The organism is Amphritea pacifica (assembly GCF_016924145.1).
GTDB classification, from domain to species: Bacteria; Pseudomonadota; Gammaproteobacteria; order Pseudomonadales; family Balneatricaceae; genus Amphritea; species Amphritea pacifica.
The window spans coordinates 1-17,592 of sequence record NZ_JAFFZO010000040.1 but is presented as its reverse complement, the minus strand read 5'-3'; the positions used below and the strand labels follow the sequence as shown (position 1 = coordinate 17,592).

Annotated in this window: 13 protein-coding genes; 9 read left to right on the top strand and 4 right to left on the bottom strand. The window is 49.9% G+C overall.

Translation table 11 applies throughout. The features are described from left to right. Nucleotides 1-16: 16 nt before the first annotated feature. Complete coding sequence (gene pdhR / locus JW499_RS18880; protein ID WP_205212046.1) at nt 17-781, bottom strand: pyruvate dehydrogenase complex transcriptional repressor PdhR; 765 nt, start codon at nt 779-781, stop codon at nt 17-19. Between the two features lie 392 nt (nt 782-1,173). On the opposite strand from pdhR, the gene JW499_RS18875 reads away from it, so the two are divergent. The 9 genes from JW499_RS18875 to mnmH all read left to right on the top strand — a co-directional run bounded on the left by JW499_RS18875 (nt 1,174) and on the right by mnmH (nt 12,147). Beyond that, the gene (locus JW499_RS18875) at nt 1,174-2,247 is read left to right on the top strand and encodes a TRAP transporter substrate-binding protein (protein WP_205212045.1); all 1,074 of its coding nucleotides are present in this window, start codon (nt 1,174-1,176) and stop codon (nt 2,245-2,247) included. Between the two features lie 208 nt (nt 2,248-2,455). After that, nucleotides 2,456-2,986: a TRAP transporter small permease subunit gene (locus JW499_RS18870; protein ID WP_205212044.1), complete on the top strand. Its 531-nt coding sequence runs from the start codon at nt 2,456-2,458 to the stop codon at nt 2,984-2,986. Then, nucleotides 2,986-4,371 (top strand): TRAP transporter large permease, encoded by a 1,386-nt coding sequence (locus JW499_RS18865; RefSeq protein WP_205212043.1) that lies wholly within the window; start codon nt 2,986-2,988, stop codon nt 4,369-4,371. The genes JW499_RS18870 and JW499_RS18865 overlap by 1 nt, the downstream gene beginning before the upstream one ends. Before the next feature lie 152 nt (nt 4,372-4,523). Beyond that, the gene (locus JW499_RS18860) at nt 4,524-7,403 is read left to right on the top strand and encodes an FAD-binding and (Fe-S)-binding domain-containing protein (RefSeq protein ID WP_205212042.1); all 2,880 of its coding nucleotides are present in this window, start codon (nt 4,524-4,526) and stop codon (nt 7,401-7,403) included. A gap of 18 nt (nt 7,404-7,421) precedes the next feature. Next, nucleotides 7,422-7,910, top strand: coding sequence for a universal stress protein (locus JW499_RS18855; RefSeq protein WP_205212041.1), 489 nt, complete (start codon nt 7,422-7,424; stop codon nt 7,908-7,910). Between the two features lie 172 nt (nt 7,911-8,082). Next, on the top strand, nt 8,083-9,468 hold the full coding sequence (locus JW499_RS18850; RefSeq protein WP_205212040.1) for a sodium:proline symporter: 1,386 nt from the start codon (nt 8,083-8,085) through the stop codon (nt 9,466-9,468). Further along, entirely contained in the window at nt 9,465-10,319 is an 855-nt protein-coding gene (locus JW499_RS18845) for a metallophosphoesterase family protein (RefSeq protein ID WP_205212039.1), read from the top strand. The genes JW499_RS18850 and JW499_RS18845 overlap by 4 nt, the downstream gene beginning before the upstream one ends. A gap of 28 nt (nt 10,320-10,347) precedes the next feature. Continuing rightward, a complete protein-coding gene (locus JW499_RS18840; RefSeq protein ID WP_205212038.1) occupies nt 10,348-10,944 on the top strand; it encodes a DUF2238 domain-containing protein in 597 nt (198 codons plus the stop codon). Between the two features lie 105 nt (nt 10,945-11,049). Then, nucleotides 11,050-12,147: a tRNA 2-selenouridine(34) synthase MnmH gene (mnmH, locus tag JW499_RS18835; protein WP_205212037.1), complete on the top strand. Its 1,098-nt coding sequence runs from the start codon at nt 11,050-11,052 to the stop codon at nt 12,145-12,147. A 344-nt stretch (nt 12,148-12,491) separates the two neighbouring features. Here mnmH and JW499_RS18830 read toward each other — a convergent pair whose 3' ends face one another. The 3 genes from JW499_RS18830 to JW499_RS18820 all read right to left on the bottom strand — a co-directional run bounded on the left by JW499_RS18830 (nt 12,492) and on the right by JW499_RS18820 (nt 16,680). Continuing rightward, entirely contained in the window at nt 12,492-13,436 is a 945-nt protein-coding gene (locus tag JW499_RS18830) for a porin (protein WP_205212036.1), read from the bottom strand. A gap of 101 nt (nt 13,437-13,537) precedes the next feature. Further along, nucleotides 13,538-14,224: a YccT family protein gene (locus JW499_RS18825; protein ID WP_205212035.1), complete on the bottom strand. Its 687-nt coding sequence runs from the start codon at nt 14,222-14,224 to the stop codon at nt 13,538-13,540. Nucleotides 14,225-14,508: 284 nt separating this feature from the next. Further along, nucleotides 14,509-16,680: an esterase-like activity of phytase family protein gene (locus tag JW499_RS18820; RefSeq protein ID WP_205212034.1), complete on the bottom strand. Its 2,172-nt coding sequence runs from the start codon at nt 16,678-16,680 to the stop codon at nt 14,509-14,511. Nucleotides 16,681-17,592 lie beyond the last annotated feature (912 nt).

Sequence of the window (17,592 nt, the reverse complement as noted above, 5' to 3'; positions counted from 1 at the left end):
TTATACATAAGACAGGTTACAGGGTTGTTACATCTGCCCGACGCAGCGCTCTTTTAAGACGGGTATTCTCTTTCCCCTGCTCCAGCAGGGCATCTTCCACATAAGCCAGATGATCATGGGCCGCTTTGCGGGCCTTTTCAGGTTCACCCGCCAGGATCGCTTCCATCAGCACAGAATGCTGTAAATGAATTTTGCTGCGAATATCGCTTTTAGGATAGATATCCTGCAGGTTTTCCCAGATATGCTGACGCAGCAAACTGAACAGCGCCCGCATCATGTGCAGCAATACCATATTATGGGTTGCTTCGGCGATGGCCAGATGAAAATCAACATCCGCATACACCTCTTTATCAAACTCCTTACGGTCATGAAACCCTTGCAGGGCATCATAACGGGCCCGGATATGCTCTTTATCGGCGGGGGTGCTGCGCAGGGCTGCGTAATATGCCGATACCCCCTCCAGCGCATGACGAAACTCCAGCAGATCATACTGGGCCTCCGGATGGGTTTTGAACAGCTCCAGCAGGGGGTCAGAGAATGCTTTGCCCAGATCTTCCGAGATATAGGTCCCGCCCCCCTGACGGCTCACCAGCACCCCTTTCGCCGCCAACTTCTGTATCGCTTCTCTTAATGAGGGACGGGACACTTCAAACTGCTTAGCCAGTTCCCGCTCCGGTGGCAACTTCTGCCCGGGTTTAAGGGTGCCTTCCAGAACCATCTCTTCCAACTGTCCCATGATGACATCTGAAATTTTCGGTTGCTTCACTCGCTGATACGCCATCTGACCATCTCCGCCAGCCATTGCTCTTCTCAATACTGACTCTTTAGTTATTAATTTTAAGGGTGCTTATGAACGCGGCCTGAGCCAACAACTAAAGCACCATCGCCCCCGGCAGGGCTTTTAAAAGTTGCCAGCATTACCATTTGCAAACTGGTCTGACCATACTGTTTGTTATTGATTTGTATAAAAAATAGCGCTTTTTATAAAAAAGAAGCTAAGTTTATTAGTTACAAAAGCATTGACAAGGCACCGCTCTAAATTCTAAGGTAGCGACTAATTGCATGGTAAATTGGTATTACCAATTATTCAAGAACAATTTTTCAAGGCTCCGAATGGCCTGTTCTGAATCCGGCAAAGAAAGACAAAAACAACAAACATCATGAGGGAAGATCATGAATAAATTCGCAAAGGCCCTGGTCTCTGCAGCTGTAATCACAACAGCTATGACGGCAACAACCACAGCAGTACAAGCGGCAGATAAGTTACTTCTGAAAACGCCAATCGCTTTCGGATCACACCTGCCCGCACTGGGAACCCCCATTAAGTGGGTGTCTGAACAGTTACCGGTTATGAGTGATGGCTCGATTAAGATGAAAATCTACGAGCCGGGCAAACTGGTAGGCGCTAAGGAGATTCTGGGGGCTGTATCATCCGGTAAAGTAAACTCTGGCTATGCCACCGCAGGCTACTGGCAGGGTAAGATTCCGGCTGCCGCGCTGTTCTCCGCCGTGCCATTCGGACCGGAAGCTGGCGAATATATGGCCTGGCTCTATTACGGTAATGGTCTGAAACTGTATCAGGAGATGTATGACTCCAACGGTTACAACGTTCACGTTGTCCCATGCGCCATTATCTCTCCGGAAACTTCCGGCTGGTTCAAGAAAGAGATCAATACACCGGAAGACCTGAAAGGTCTGAATATGCGGTTCTTCGGTCTTGGTGCATCGGTGATGGAAAAACTGGGCGTATCCACCTCCCAACTGCCCGGCGGTGAAATTTTCGGCGCCCTGGAGAAAGGCGCGATTGATGCCACCGAGTTCTCTCAGCCCGCCATTGACCAGCGTCTGGGTCTGTACAAGATTGCCAAATACAACTACTTCCCAGGCTGGCATCAGCAGGCAACTATCTTCGAACTACTGATCAATGGTGACACCTGGAAAGGTATGAGCCCCGGTCAGCAGGCGATTGTTAATAACACCTGTAAAGCATCAATGACTAACGCAATAGCCGAAGGCGAATCAATGCAGTTTGATGTGATGGCTAAAGCAAAGGAAAACGGCGTTCATATCCGTTACTGGAATGACACTATGCTGAACACCTTTGAAGAGAAATGGAACGAAGTGGTAGCTGAGAAGACCGCTGAAGATCCGTTCTTCAAGAAAGTCTGGGATGACCTGAGCACTTTCCGCAAAGGTTATGACCTTTGGGAAGCCAACGCATTCCTGCCACGCGCGAAAAACAACTAAGCATGAATCTGATATGACTTAGCAACGCAGGGGCTGATTAGCCCCTGTGTTTAGTCTGTCGGTTTTAAATCTGTTCTGAAACCTGAGAGCACTCTGCAAAGAAGCGACCGGCGCCGCTGTTTTACAGAGTTTTTTCAAAACTTATTCATATACTGACGTTACAAACGTTAACTCCAAATACAATAAAAACTGGTAAAGGTGCAATATCGTGAACGAGCCTAACAGCCTGCCTTCGGTCCCTCTGGCGGACAGCATTGACAGGGCCATCCAGAAAATCGGCCATATGATCGCCTGGGTCTATGTCATTCTGGTGCTGGTCATTATTACTCAGGTGATTCTGCGAAAAGGATTTTCCAATGGTCTGATCGTCTTAGAAGAGCTGGAATGGCACCTGTATGCACTCGGAGTAATGTTTGGTTTGTCATATGCACAGACCACTAACTCGCATATCCGGGTCGATCTGTTTTATTCATCCTTCAGATCAAAAACCAAATATATTATTGAAATATTGGGCATCCTGCTGTTAGTGCTGCCTTTTATCTCGGTTATTTTTATCCACAGTCTTGATTTCGTTGCGGATTCCTATCGTATCGATGAACACTCAGAGTCTCCTTCGGGTCTGCCCTATCGCTGGCTGGTCAAAAGTGCTATGCCCGCCAGTATGTTGCTATTGGGTATCGCGGTAGTGTCACGTCTGTACCGTGACACGGTTTTACTGTTTAAAGGGGACAATGCGTAATGGAAATTAATGAAATTCTTGTTATTGCGATGTTCCTGTCGTTCATCGTATTGCTGTTTACCGGGATTCCGGTGGCCTGGGTTCTCGGGGGGGTAGGCGTTGCATTTGCCCTGATCGGTTATCTGGCGGACACCTATTTTGATACCATTACCGGACTGGATTTTCTGACGCTGGGTCTGGTGGTAAACCGGCTGTGGAAGATCATGGACAACTGGATACTGGTTGCCCTGCCGATGTTTATCTTCATGGGGATAATGCTCGATAAATCCGGCGTTGCAGAGCGTCTGATGAACTCCATGCAGGAGCTGTTCGGCCGGGTGCGCGGTGGTCTTGCCATCACGGTTACCGCTATCGGTATTATTCTGGCAGCCTCTACCGGTATTATCGGTGCATCCGTAGTACTTCTGGCGGTTATGTCGCTACCCTCGATGACCAAGCAGGGCTATTCCATGCCTTTAGCGTTGGGCACCATTGCCAGCGCCGGTACGCTTGGCATTCTGATTCCACCCAGCATTATGCTGGTGATCATGGCGGATCAGCTGGGGCTCTCCGTGGGTGATCTGTTTATGGGGGCGGTGTTCCCCGGTCTGATGCTGGGTGCGATGTATATCATCTATATCCTCATCGTCGGCAAGCTGAAACCTGAAGCCGCCCCGATTCCACCGGATACCAAACCAGTCACTCTTCAGACTGTTATCTCTGTGCTGAAGGCTGTCTTGCCCACCCTGCTGCTGATCTTTGTTGTACTGGGTTCCATTTTTGGTGGCTTTGCCACGCCAACCGAAGCTTCGGGCGTAGGCGCATTTGGTGCGACCCTGCTGGCAATCTACAACCGCAAATTCAATTTCCGGGTACTGAAAGAGGTGATGCAGGGCACCTATAACACCACCGCCTATATCTTTGCGATCTTTATCGGTGCGACCTGTTTCGCCCTGGTTCTGCGTGAACTGGGCGGCGATGAGCTGATTGAGTCTTTCCTGACCGGTCTGCCATTTGGTCCTTACGGTATTATCTTCTTTATCCTGGGGGTGATCTTCCTGCTGGGGTTCTTCCTCGACTGGATTGAGATCACGCTGATTATTCTGCCATTGCTGGCACCGGTTATCTCCGCACTGGGACTGGATATAGATGGTTATGGTGTAGTCGATAATCCTGAGCTGGTGTGGTTTGTGATGCTGGTTGCGATGGCGCTGCAGACCTCGTTCCTGACACCGCCGGTGGGCTTTGCCCTGTTCTATCTCAAAGGTGTTTGCCCGCCGAGTGTTAAGCTAAGCGATATTTATAAGGGTGTTATCCCCTTTATTCTGTTGCAGCTTATCGGTCTGCTGGTGCTGGTTTTCGTCCCGCAACTGGTACTCTGGCTACCCGCGGCCGCTTACGGCTAAACACTCCCGGTAGCCACATATATAGCATGTTTAGTACAGAAGGAGCCCGTCTCCTTCTGCTGTTCTATTTCATCCGACCTGCGGGTCACACGTTAATCGGGCAGATCCTGAATCACCATTTGAATCAGCAGCTGCCAAGGCGAGGCATTTAAATGAAGCAGGAATATCAACAATTCAAGCAACTATTGCAGGAATTTCTGCCCGCTGAACAGATCATCTCTGATCCGCTTCGCACCCTGGCCTATGGGACCGATGCCAGTTTCTACCGCTTGATTCCACAACTGGTACTGCGCCCGGAATCGGAACTGGCTGTGGCGCGTATTGTAAAGCTGGCTTTCAGTCACAGAATACCTGTGACCTTCCGCGCCGCGGGTACCAGCCTTTCCGGGCAGGCCATTACCGACTCGGTCTTGATTCAGCTGAAAGATGGCTGGAAAGGTTATCAGATAGAGGATGATGCCAGCCGTATCACGCTTCAGCCGGGTGTCATCGGTGGCCATGCGAACCGCTATCTGGCTCCGTTTAATAAGAAGATCGGGCCTGATCCAGCCTCCATCAACACCGCAATGATCGGCGGTATCGCGGCGAATAACGCCAGCGGCATGTGTTGTGGCACTGCGCAAAACAGTTATCGTACCCTGCACAGCATGAAGCTGATTCTGGCGGATGGAACCTCTGTCGATACCGGAGACAGCCACTCGGTCAGCGCCTTCAGAAAAAGTCACGCTAGTCTGCTGACCGCTCTGGAAGCCCTGGCCCTGCAAACCAGAGACAACACCGCCCTGCGGCAACGGATCGAGCATAAATACCGGCTGAAAAATACCACCGGATATGCACTGAATGCACTGATCGATTATCAGGACCCGATCGAGATCATGCAACATCTGATGATCGGTTCAGAAGGTACGCTGGGCTTTATCAGCAGCATCACCTACAACACGGTGGATGAGCATCCGGATAAAGCGTCGGCACTGATCTTTTTCCCCACCGTTCGCATCACCTGTGAAGCGGTGGCAATACTGAAAAAGACCCCGGTATCCGCCGTTGAGATGATGGATCGTGCGGGCCTGCGTTCAATTGAAAATAAACCCGGCATGCCTGACTTTATCAAACTGCTCCCGGATGATGCAGCAGCACTGCTGGTTGAAACACGGGCGGGCTGCAAAGACCACCTGGCTGAGCAGGTTGAACAGATTAAGGTCTCTATCGCCTCGCTTGAGACCGTTCGCGATATCGAGTTCACAACGGATCCGCAGGAGTATTCAAAGTACTGGGCGATCCGTAAAGGCCTGTTCCCCGCAGTCGGCGCGGTACGCCAAACCGGCACCACCGTCATTATTGAAGATGTCGCATTTCCGGTAGAGCAGCTCGCTGATGCAGTGCACGACCTGCACCAGATCTTTGTCAAATGGGATTATAATGAAGCGCTTATCTTTGGCCACGCGCTGGAGGGCAATCTGCACTTTGTGTTTACCCAGTCATTTGATGATCAGACTGAGATAGACCGTTATGAAGGTCTGATGGATGATGTGGCAACCCTGGTGGTGGATAAATATGATGGCTCGCTGAAAGCAGAACATGGAACCGGTCGCAATATGGCTCCCTACGTTGAGAAGGAGTGGGGCGCGCAGGCCTATGCCCTGATGTGGGAGATCAAAGAGCTATTCGACCCGCACAATATTCTCAACCCCGGGGTGTTGCTAAACCGCAATGCCCATGTGCATCTGGAAAACCTCAAACCGCTTCCCGCTGCTGATCCACTGGTCGATAAATGTATCGAGTGTGGCTTCTGCGAACCCACCTGCCCGTCACGGGATCTCACCCTGACTCCGCGCCAGAGAATTGTTATCTGGCGTGAGATCGCCCGGCTTGAGGCCAGCCATGAGGATCCTGAACGACTGGCAGAGCTGCGCAAAGAGTACCTTTATCAGGGCATAGATACCTGCGCGGCCTGCGGGTTATGCTCCACCACCTGTCCGGTTGAGATTAACACCGGTGATCTGACCCGCTTGTTACGCAGCAGGAACAATGCACGCCATACGAAACTGGCGCAATGGCTGGCAGAACACTACGGCGGGGTCATGACGGCCAGCAAGGTGGCCTTTAAAGGCGCTGACCTGACCCATGGCCTGATCGGCACCAAAGCGATGACGGCGATCTGTGACACCACCCGTAAGCTTTCCGGGGGACGGGTACAGCAATGGACTCCGGCGATGCCTACGGCGGCGCCTAAGATCAATATCCACCGCCCGGTGACCCACCCGGATGCGCCAAAGGTTGTCTATCTGCCCAGCTGTGCCAGCCGGGCGATGGGGCCGGCACGGGGCGATGAGGAGCAGACATCTCTGGCCGAGAAGACCGAGCAGCTCTTACGTAAGGCGGGCTATCAGGTGATCTACCCGGAGAATCTGGATCAGTTGTGCTGCGGTATGCCCTTCCAGTCAAAAGGGATGTTTGAGGCCGCCGATTATAAGGCCGCTGAAACCGAAGCGATGTTACTTAAGGCTACCAATAATGGCGAGTATCCTGTATTTTCAGATACCAGCCCCTGCAGCCTTAGACTAAAGGATAATACAGATCAACGTATTCAACTTTTTGATACGGTAGAATTTATCCATGAGTTTCTGCTCGACCGGCTGGTGATAACACCGGTCGAGGAAACGGTTGCGCTGCACATCACCTGCAGTACAACCCGGATGGGGGTCAGCGATAAGCTGAAGCGAATTGTTGAAGCCTGTGTAACCAATCTGGTTATTCCGGAGCAGATAACCTGTTGCGGGTTTGCCGGAGATAAGGGATTCTCAACTCCCGAGCTGAATGAGTCAGCATTACGCTCACTCAAAGATGATATTGAGGGGTGCACCAGCGGATACTCGACCAGCCGCACCTGTGAGATCGGGTTGTCGCACCATAGCGGTTTAGATTACAAATCGATCATTTATCTTCTGGATCGTGTCAGTCAGCCAAAACTCAATGCTGACAACAGTGTTCCAGAAAACAAACTGATTCAGCACACCAACACTGAACAGTAATTTATGAGGATATTGAGCATGCCACTCCCTGAGATTAAGACCATTTTGTACACAACCTCTTTGGGCAAACACACCCGCCCGGTTTTCAGACAGGCGGTGAACCTTGCTCAAACCATGAAAGCGCATATTATTATGCTGCATGTTATTGAGCCGATCGGTGAATTGGGACATGCCCTGATTCAAAACTATCTGCCGGAAGATATCGTTAAGAAGATGCATGACGAGGGTATCGATCAGGTTATGCAGCAGATGAAAACCCGGGTCGAAAAGTTTTGCGAAGAGGAGCTGGGCTCTCTCGATAAGATCGTCGATCTCGACATCGAGCATATGATCGTGGAGGGCAACTATACCGATTCTATCCTGAAAGTAGCCGCTAAGCGCAACGTGGATATGATTGTGATGGGCTCTGAAAACACCTTCGGTCACCACAGCCAGACTACGCGTCAGGTCATTAAAGGCGCGACGGTACCTGTTGTCGCTGTACCGACCGGTAAAAAATACGTGTAAGTTCTCAGTATGATCAAGCCTGTCAACTGACAGGCTTTTTTTTGTCTGGCGTAAAGCGGCTGTACCAGCTACAGGTGGATGTCTGACACTGCCAAAAGCAGTTTTTCATCCTTATTTCAGTTTTCCCGGTCATAATAACGGATCAGTATTTTACCAGCAGCCAGGACAGCTCATGGACATATCCCTTATCATTGCGGTTACTGCGGTCGCGATCATTTCAGTCTTTCTCAGCCCCAAAGCAAACAACAGCAAGGCTTTCTTTAGTGGACACTCCCCTGAAGGCAAGCCCCCGGGTCTGTTAATGCTGACCTTTTCACAGGTGACAACCTGGATCTTTGCCCGCTCTCTGCTGAACGCTGCGATTCTTGGCTTTTATTATGGTCTCTGGGGTACCCTGGCGTATGCCGCGTACTATCTCTCGTTTCTGACCGGCGCAAAAATTATCGACTCAGTCAGATTTGACCAGGGTTTTAGCAGCATTCAGGCGTTTCTGGCCCACCGGTTTGGCCACTGGGGCACCCGCTGCTATAACTTCGTGATCGGTATTCGCCTGATCAGCGAGGTGTTTGCCAACATCCTGGTGATCGGCATCCTCTTCGGTGTCACCGGCAGCACCTCCTATACCGCAGCCGTGGCGCTGTTTGCCGTTATCACACTGATCTATTCGATGCTGGGCGGGTTGCATGCCTCGCTGCGTACCGATCTGTTTCAGATGATACTGTTTCTGGTTCTGCTGGGTGGCCTGACCATTCTGGTGCTGACAACAGGACAGCTCACCAGCACGGCTCTGATGTTTAAAAGCTTTGATATAACGGATCCCGGACCGGTATTGATTCTGGTAGCGCTGTTACAGATCTGGAGCTATCCGATGCATGACCCGGTGATGATGGACCGGGGGTTTCTGGCAGACCGTGAGACCACCCGCAAAAGCTTCTACCATGCAACCTGGATCAGCTTTATCTGCATCGCCCTGTTTGGCTGCTTTGGTATCATCGCTGGCGCTAACACCATCAGCGGTGAAGCGATGAATGACACGCTGATGCGACTTCTCGGTGAAGTGCCAATGCTGTTGTTCAATATCACACTGGTTATCTCGGCAATGTCCACGCTGGACAGCACCCTGTCGAGCGCGTCCAAGCTGGTTGCGGTGGATATGCAATGGATTGAGCCATCACTGATTAATGGCCGAATCACCATGGCGGTCTTTGTGTTACTGGGGTTACTGCTGGTATTCGCGGGTAATAAGGATCTGTTCAGCGCAGTTGCAGTGAGCGGTACCGCGTCGATGTATCTTGCACCGGTGATTTTCTTCTCCTTGTGGGGTAAGCGTACCGATATTCCTTTATGGAGTTACCTCAGCTGTTTCGCAATGGCGCTGGCAGGTGCGGCCCTGTATTTCACTGAATCATCCGGGCATACTCACCTGCTAGGCGATAGCCATAAATACACTAAGCTATTATGGATATCTCTCAGCGTTCTGGCGGGCGGCTGCCTGCTGTTCTGGGCAGGGATGATCAGTAAACAGCAACCCGCAACGCTGCAAGAAACAGCCGTATGATGCCCTTCAAACCCAACGACGCAAGCCCGCTATTAATCTTTGGCGGGCCTTATAGTAATCTTCAGGCCACCCGGGCGATCAGACAGGTGGCTGATAAGCTCGGGATAGCGGCGCACAATATCCTCTGTACCGGTGATCTGGTGGCCTATTGTGCTGAACCGGACCAGACGGTTGATCTGATCCGGAAATGGGGCATCGGCGTGGTTGCCGGTAATTGTGAAGAATCGGTCGGAAATGGTGCTGAGGATTGTGGCTGTGGGTTCACTGAAGGCAGCTCATGCGATCTGCTGTCTGCCCAGTGGTATAACTACACCCTGCCCCGGGTTAGCGAAGCCAATAAAGCCTGGATGCGACAACTGCCCAACCGGATCTGTTTCAACTATTGCCAGCTTGCATTCACCGTTATTCATGGGGGGGTTGATAGCAATAATCAGTTTATCTTTGCCTCTGCCCCGATTGACGAGATGCAGCAACAACTCCAGCAATCCGGCAGTCAGATCATTATCGCGGGACACTGCGGTATCCCCTTTGGCCGGGAGACCGGCAGCGGCTACTGGTTGAATGCCGGTGTGATCGGTATGCCTGCGAATGATGGCACCCCTGACACCTGGTATATGATCATTACGCCTACTGAAACACAGCTGACTTGCAGTTGGCATCGGCTTCAATACGACCATACTGAAACCGCCCTAAGGATGGAACAATCCGGACTGGGCAACGGCTATATGAGCGCGCTTACCTCCGGTATATGGCCCAGCCTCGATGTATTGCCCGAACCAGAAAAAGATCTGACCGGCAGAAAGCTGTCTGTTGCTACGATCAACATTCCGAAAAAACCAAACGCTATTTAAGGTTTATCAAATCGCTTATACTGCATCGATGCGATTACTCTGGATCATAACCTTCACCGCGGCGCTGCTCTGGTCAGCCATCAATCCCAGGGATCAGTTCACCTGGTTTCTTGAAGTTGTACCGGCGTTGATCGGCGCAGTTGTGTTAGCGCTCACCTGGAAAAAATACCCACTGACACCTTTGCTCTATGTGCTGATTCTGATTCACTGCATCATACTGATGGTCGGCGGACACTACACCTATGCTGAAGTGCCACTGTTCGACCAGATATCTGAACTGTTCGGCTGGCAACGTAACAACTATGACAAGGTGGGTCACCTGGCACAGGGTTTTATTCCCGCTATCATCGCCAGAGAGATTATGATTCGCGCCAATGCCGTGAATGGACGCAGATGGCTGAACCTGTTTGTTATCAGTTTCTGCCTCGCCTTCAGTGCACTCTATGAACTGATCGAATGGTGGGTAGCCGAGTTGACTGGCGAATCTGCTGAAGCATTTCTGGGCACTCAGGGTTATATCTGGGACACCCAGTCAGATATGTTTCTGGCCCTGATCGGCGCCTGTTGTGCCCTGCTCCTGCTCAGCCGCTGGCATGATCGCCAGTTGCAGCAGATCAGCAGATAAATTTAATCGTCTCAGGTAAATAACATGAGACCGCTGATACAAATCAACTAACATAAGACACCTAACATAAGACACCTAACATAAGACACTAACATAAGAGACCTTATGCGCGAAGATACCGATAACTACCGCGAACTCTTTATTAACGATACCCCCATGGTCGATCTTCGGGCACCGATTGAGTTCAGCCAGGGTGCCTTTCCTTCGGCAATCAGTCTGCCGCTGATGAGTGATGATGAAAGAGCACAGGTCGGTACCTGCTATAAACAGCAGGGTCAGCAAGCCGCGATAAAACTGGGACATCAGTTAGTCAGCGGGGAGATAAAAGAGAGGAGAATGGCACGCTGGATCGAGTTTTGCCGTCATAACCCTCAGGGCTACATCTACTGTTTTCGCGGTGGTCTGCGTTCGCAAACGACTCAGCAATGGCTCAAGGATGCAGGTATCCATTACCCGCTGGTACGAGGCGGTTATAAAGCGCTGCGAAACGCTCTGCTCGATGTTATCAACGAACTTTCAGAGACTCTGCCTTTCCATATCGTCGGCGGCAAAACCGGTTCAGCCAAAACCCTGATGGTCAACACCCTGGCTAATGCGGTAGATCTCGAAGGAGCGGCTCATCATCGGGGCTCCAGCTTTGGCGCCTATGTTAAGCCTCAGAACACCCAGATCAACTTTGAAAATATCACCGCTATCCAGATGCTGAAAAAGCAGCATGCGGGCTACCAGCAACTGGTATTTGAAGATGAAGGGCGGCATATCGGCAGTGTTGATCTCCCTGTTCCCCTCTACCAGAAAATGCTTAGCGCCCCTGTTGCCGTCATCGAAGACCCCCTGGATATTCGGCTGCAGAGGTTACTGAAAGAGTATGTCATCGATATGGTCGCTGACTACATCCACGTCCACGGAGAGGAGCAGGGACAGGTACTTTGCGAAGCGTATCTGCTCAGCGGACTGGATAAAATCCGCAGAAGACTGGGTAATGAGCGCTGGCAGATCCTGCGGGAAGAGATGCTGAAAGCGATCAGACTACACCAGGCTGGCGCGGGATATGACGCCCACCTGAACTGGCTGTTCCCCCTGCTTAACTGGTATTACGATCCGATGTATGAATATCAGTTGAGCCTGAAAGCCGACCGGATTGTTTACCGGGGTAACTGGCAGGAGTGCCATGATTATCTGAAAGCACAATCCGTTGACTAACAGCGGTTGTCCGATCTCCGAGCGCTGCGCTTGTCCGATCATTTCATTTCCCTGTACGTTGTCGCTGACAACTTCCCCGCCCTACAGCAAAATCAAAGATCTGGTTCACCACAGAGGACACAGAGAGCACAGAGGAAAACAAAAGCTCTTCTCAGTGAACTCTGTGCTCTCTGTGGTAAATTTTATCTATACTCTTCCCAACCTCAGAGTCCGGATCCAGGACAACTGACCACTGCTGTTTAAACGAAAAAAGGCCGGTTCGACAACCGGCCTCAGAAAACAGCCATTCAAAGCTCGAAGGGGTGACCTGAGAATGGACTATGTTTTTCTGCAAAAACCCGGGATCAGAACTTAAGACGCATACCTGCCAGGTAACCCATCTTAACGCCATCTTCATCGGTATCAGCAATTTCAGCAAAGACAGATACGTTCTTCTGAGTTGGGAACTTATAAACAACGTTAACGTACCATTCAGATACATCATCCTGACCATCTTCTTCAACCTTGGTCAGACCCAGACCCAGATCGGTAGTCGCTGCAACCGGGATAATAGTGATAACGTTATACTGACTGGCTTCGACAGTACCATCATCAGACTTACTGTAATCCACGCCAAACTCAGCAAAACCTGCATCGTACATAGCGCTTACACCCCAGACATCGACATCACCGCTGGTAGAAGGATCTTCATCAAAAGTCTGATAAGCCGCACCCAGCTCAACACCAGCAACAGAGGTTGAAACAAACAGGTCATACCCTTTACCATCGGCACTCTTTTCTCCATCGGCTTCAAGCTCGGTAGAGAGGATCAGCGTAAAGTTATCCATGTTCACATCAACACGAACCACATCGTTACCATCAGTTGCAGTCGCATCAAAACGATCTTCTTTCAGCTCATCTTCCAGTTGCTCATCAACACCAAAGCTGTCTACGGCAAAGTTCTGCTGACCAACAGACACCGAAACATTACCAAACTGCATGCCAACATACGCTTCTTCCAGCTGGCTGCTGCTCTCTTTATCCTTACCGTTTGCAGCATTTTTATAGCCAAAATCCAGCTGACCAAAGGCCTTCATGTCATTGCCCAGATCATAGATAACAGAGTTTTTCAGCTCAAGATCATCGAAATCGACATTCAGGTTCTGATCTTTACCCACGTCTTTACGCAATTGAATCTGAAAGTCACCTTTCAGTTTATAAGTCAGCCCCTTACCTTCGTAAATAGTCGCAGCGCTTGCAGAACCAGCAGTAGTCGCGGCAATAGCAGCGGCCAGGATAAGCTTTTTCATTTCTTTCTCCAGTTAAGAAAAGATAAAATACAGTTAAGTTAAATTATTAAAAAGGCAATCCCTGCCACCTCATCGACATAAGGTAAAGTTCCAAAATAAATTTATTTATTCCTGATCCAGGCTTTAAACCTTTCTCTGGTTTCAGCATCAGCTTTCATATACCAATACTGAAGCAGCTGCTCAGGAAGGTTTACAGAATCAGAGTTATAAACAGACCCATTTGATAATGGGTTTATAGCAACTCCTGAAGCTACATTATTTATCGGTAAGCTGGCGGAAGATCGGTTACTCGCTGCGAAGCTATTGATCGAAAGTGCATCACCTGACTGGTTAAAACGCTGAAGCTCCGCTGCATAATCACGGCTAAGCTGAAATCCCTCTTTGATAAGAGGTTTAGATTGATAACTGATAGTATGACCAGAGCTATCAGCAAGTTTCCACTGTTGGCCCTTATCAAACGTCTCGAAGTCTGACAACCGGGTAATCTCTGGAGTGGAAAGCTGAATACGGCTATCTTTAGCATTGAAAACAATGACATGTGGGTTAGTGGTTTCTATTTCGAGATCGCCGGATGACTCTATTTCTGCCGAGTAGTTAACCAGAACCTGGTTAATACCGTTGGGTAGCGTGGCAGATACAGTATTTCCAATGAGAGAATCACTTTCTACTTCAACACCGTTTACAGCAATAATAGAGATACCACTACCTGCTAATAATTCGACTTCAGCCATAACGGACGTAGAAATAAATAACAACACTGAACAGATTATTTTTGAACTAAATCGCATTACGACTGCCTTATATCTTAAGCAAAAATTCATTGGCTGCGATATTAGTTAGCAACTATTACAGCAAAGTTACCTAATTATTAAAACAACGTTGCGTTAAATTAATAATCAAAAGAAATACCAATTATGTTATTATTATTAAAAATTAATTATATTTATATTAAAAATCCTATAGAATATAGATATAAATAAACCTAAAACAAAAAACCTGAGGTAAATATTGAGGTAAAAAAAGGGGCGATCAATGATCGCCCCTTTCCCAATATTCTGAGTTAATAGCTGATTTACATCTTACCTATACTGAAAAACAGAGTTTCACCAGAACTGTCGTCCACCCCATCGTTATCGGTCACAGCAAACCCCTTACCTGCAGCATCAATCGTAAACCCTTCTATCTTATCCTGCACATAGCCATTCAGAGACTTCAGATCGGGAAGGAAATCATGAACCAGCATCTTCTTCACGACCGGCAGCTCACTGCCAATCGCCGCAGGTTTTAGCTGATCGAGAGAAACACTGTAGAGACGCTTCACGGCCGCAGACTCTCCCAACTGATTATCCCGCTCGATAATGTAAACCTTATCGCCATGACTAACGATCTCAGACAAACCAACCCAACCGCTGGAAACTTTCTCGAGCGGATAACGCACAGCCCCCCAGCTATCTGTTTTCAGGTTATACGCTAACAGCTTAACCTGATCGGCAGGATCATCTTTCCATGGCCGCTGTATTGCAATCCACAGAGTATCGCCGATCATAGTGATCCCTTCAGCACCAAACTTAACCTCATGCTTTAGCAGGTCAGTTGGGAAATCGATCGTACGATCAATCTCACCCATGTTATTCACATGATGAATAGCATGGGGAACACCTTTCGCTGTTTTACCTTCCGATGCCAGCCAGAAGCCGTCATCACCATCCGTCACTATACCTTCGAGGTCAAGCTTCTCAGCTGTTTTACCCTCACGCAGCACCGGCATTGCCGCAGTGATTTTAGCGGGCGTCTGGTTTGCATCGATGCTGAAGATTGTCGGCTGATTTGCATAGAAGCTATCGTTCACCGCATACAGCAGACCTGGTTTAGCCGGATCTGCGGTCAGACCGGACAACGCCCCCCAGCCAATTGGCAGGCCGTTGCTGGTACGGGCAGATATGATTTGAGGATACGCTACCGGCTCATCTGCAAAGCGATACAGCATTACATGCGCACGGGGACCTTTATCCTCAATCAGATCTTTCTCATTGGCACTCACCAATAAGTTGCGCTGTGGAATAACGACCGCAGACTCTGGTGCGATACCGGATGGCAACAGCTGAACAAATTCAGGATCGCCCCCCGTATCACGGTAAACGCCAATCACAGAGGCGCGCTCAGAGAGAATGAAGATATAGGTCTCACCACCAAACTTCCCGATGGCAACACCTTCAGGCTCACTACCCTTTTTACCTGAACGTTTTTCGGGGTAGTGCCCGGCTAAAACAACCTGTTGTTCAAATGATGAGCCTGATTCAAACAGTATTCGTCCATCTTTATGGAAGATGGTGAAGCCACGCGCACCACCATTCATATCCCCTTCGTTAGCAATAACAAAGCGGTTGTCATCCAGCCACTTAACAGAGTCAGGCTCACGCAGACGGGTCTGAGTACCGCTGAAATCAAGCTTCTTATCTTTCTTGATATCAATGCCCTGCAATTCAACACTGCCGGCTGTGAAGTGATTCAGAATTTTACCGCTGGCTGCATCAATCACCGCCAGATGGTTGTTTTCCTGCAGGGTAACAACGATCTCATTTCGGCTGTTAAAGTCCAGAAACTCAGGTTCCGGATCGATAGCACCGATCTCCGCCAAACCGGTCATATCAACCTTAGTCAGCTTATCGCATTCCGGCTGCCCCTTTTTAACCGGTATTATTGATACCCAACCGGCGGGAAACTGTGGCAGCGCACCATCGTTAAGATCTTCATCACGCTCATTCTCAATCGCTACCGCAACATAACGACCATCTTCAGAGACAGCAACAGAGTCTGGCTGACCACCCAGATCACAACGGGCCTGCTCTTCACGGCTTTGTAAGCCCAGTGCCAGCAGATATCCTGAAGGCTTGGTATAACTTTCAGATGTATTCACCGCTGCAAACACGGTCTGGCCGGAAATAGCGACCGAGGTCGGCTCTCCATCCAGTTTAAAACTGCCGCCTGCAACAGGCTTTGCAGCATCGGTGATATCAACAAACCCCAGCGCGCCAAAGGGACTATCAGAATAAACCAGCGTATTACCATCTTCGCTCGCCGCAATAATTTCCGGAGATGTCTCCTGACTTTGAGGAGTACCTTCTGGCAGGTTATGGATAGCACCGAAGCTGGAAATACGGTTAAATGAGTTAGCCTGAGAAGTCGTTGCAATAGCAGCGATCGAGATCACTAATAGCGTTTTAGTAAAACAGTGGGCGGGCATGTTCAGTCTCCGAGTTAATTAAATGACCCGAAGAGCCTATAGATCAAAAATGACCTCACGGTTACAAGAGCAGTCCTCATATGTAAAGCTTCGAATTGCTTTGTAGTCATTCACTTCCAGAACAAGGATTCTGATCCCCTCCTGTAGAAGCCCCTTCCAGGAGCGATACCCAGGGTTTCATCGCGACGGGGGCGTCCCTCCCACAGGGCCTTAGCTTCTTCAGATAGTGCAGGAGCCCCTTCCAGGGGCGATAAGCACTCGCTGCTGGAAGCCGCTCCTCCAAAACCACCTACCCTGTGGGATTGTGATTGTGGGAGGCGAGCTGGTATGCCCTTTGGGTACCTCGCGGCGATACCCAGGGTTTTATCGCGACGGGGGCGTCGCTCCCACAGGGCCTTAGCTTCTCCAGATAGTGCAGGAGCCCCTTCCACAGGGTTTAGCTTCTTCAGGTAGTGTAGGAGCCCCTTCCAGGGGCGATAAGCACTCGCTGCTGGAAGCAGCTCCTACAAAACCACCTACCCTGCGGGGTTGTGATTGTGGGAGGCACGCTGGTATGTCCTTTGGGTACCTCGTGGCGATGAGTTAATTCACTGTCACCTGACAGTTTTATCGTGACGGGGGCGTCGCTCCCACAGGGCCTTAGCTTCTTCAGATAGTGCAGGAGCCCCTTCCACAGGGGTTTAGCTTCTTCAGATGGTGTAGGAGCCCCTTCCAGGGGCGATAAGCACTCGCGGCTGGAAGCAGCTCCTACAACAATCATCCACCCTTGTGGGATTGTGGGGACGAGCCGCGTAGCGGCGTCTGAACGAAAAAAGCCCCGATCATCTCAATGATCGGGGCTGTTTCGTATTAGGTGCTTGGCGATGACCTACTCTCGCATGGAGAAGCTCCACACTACCATCGGCGCTAAGA

Bases quoted from the DNA above. Each gene is read 5' to 3' on its own strand.
- JW499_RS18875 (WP_205212045.1), top strand. From the start codon at position 1,174: ATGAATAAATTCGCAAAGGCCCTGGTCTCTGCAGCTGTAATCACAACA.
- JW499_RS18855 (WP_205212041.1), top strand. From the start codon at position 7,422: ATGCCACTCCCTGAGATTAAGACCATTTTGTACACAACCTCTTTGGGC.
- JW499_RS18860 (WP_205212042.1), top strand. From the start codon at position 4,524: ATGAAGCAGGAATATCAACAATTCAAGCAACTATTGCAGGAATTTCTG.
- JW499_RS18830 (WP_205212036.1), bottom strand. From the start codon at position 13,436: ATGAAAAAGCTTATCCTGGCCGCTGCTATTGCCGCGACTACTGCTGGT.
- JW499_RS18825 (WP_205212035.1), bottom strand. From the start codon at position 14,224: ATGCGATTTAGTTCAAAAATAATCTGTTCAGTGTTGTTATTTATTTCT.
- JW499_RS18820 (WP_205212034.1), bottom strand. From the start codon at position 16,680: ATGCCCGCCCACTGTTTTACTAAAACGCTATTAGTGATCTCGATCGCT.
- JW499_RS18840 (WP_205212038.1), top strand. From the start codon at position 10,348: ATGCGATTACTCTGGATCATAACCTTCACCGCGGCGCTGCTCTGGTCA.
- mnmH (WP_205212037.1), top strand. From the start codon at position 11,050: ATGCGCGAAGATACCGATAACTACCGCGAACTCTTTATTAACGATACC.
- JW499_RS18845 (WP_205212039.1), top strand. From the start codon at position 9,465: ATGATGCCCTTCAAACCCAACGACGCAAGCCCGCTATTAATCTTTGGC.
- JW499_RS18865 (WP_205212043.1), top strand. From the start codon at position 2,986: ATGGAAATTAATGAAATTCTTGTTATTGCGATGTTCCTGTCGTTCATC.
- pdhR (WP_205212046.1), bottom strand. From the start codon at position 781: ATGGCGTATCAGCGAGTGAAGCAACCGAAAATTTCAGATGTCATCATG.
- JW499_RS18850 (WP_205212040.1), top strand. From the start codon at position 8,083: ATGGACATATCCCTTATCATTGCGGTTACTGCGGTCGCGATCATTTCA.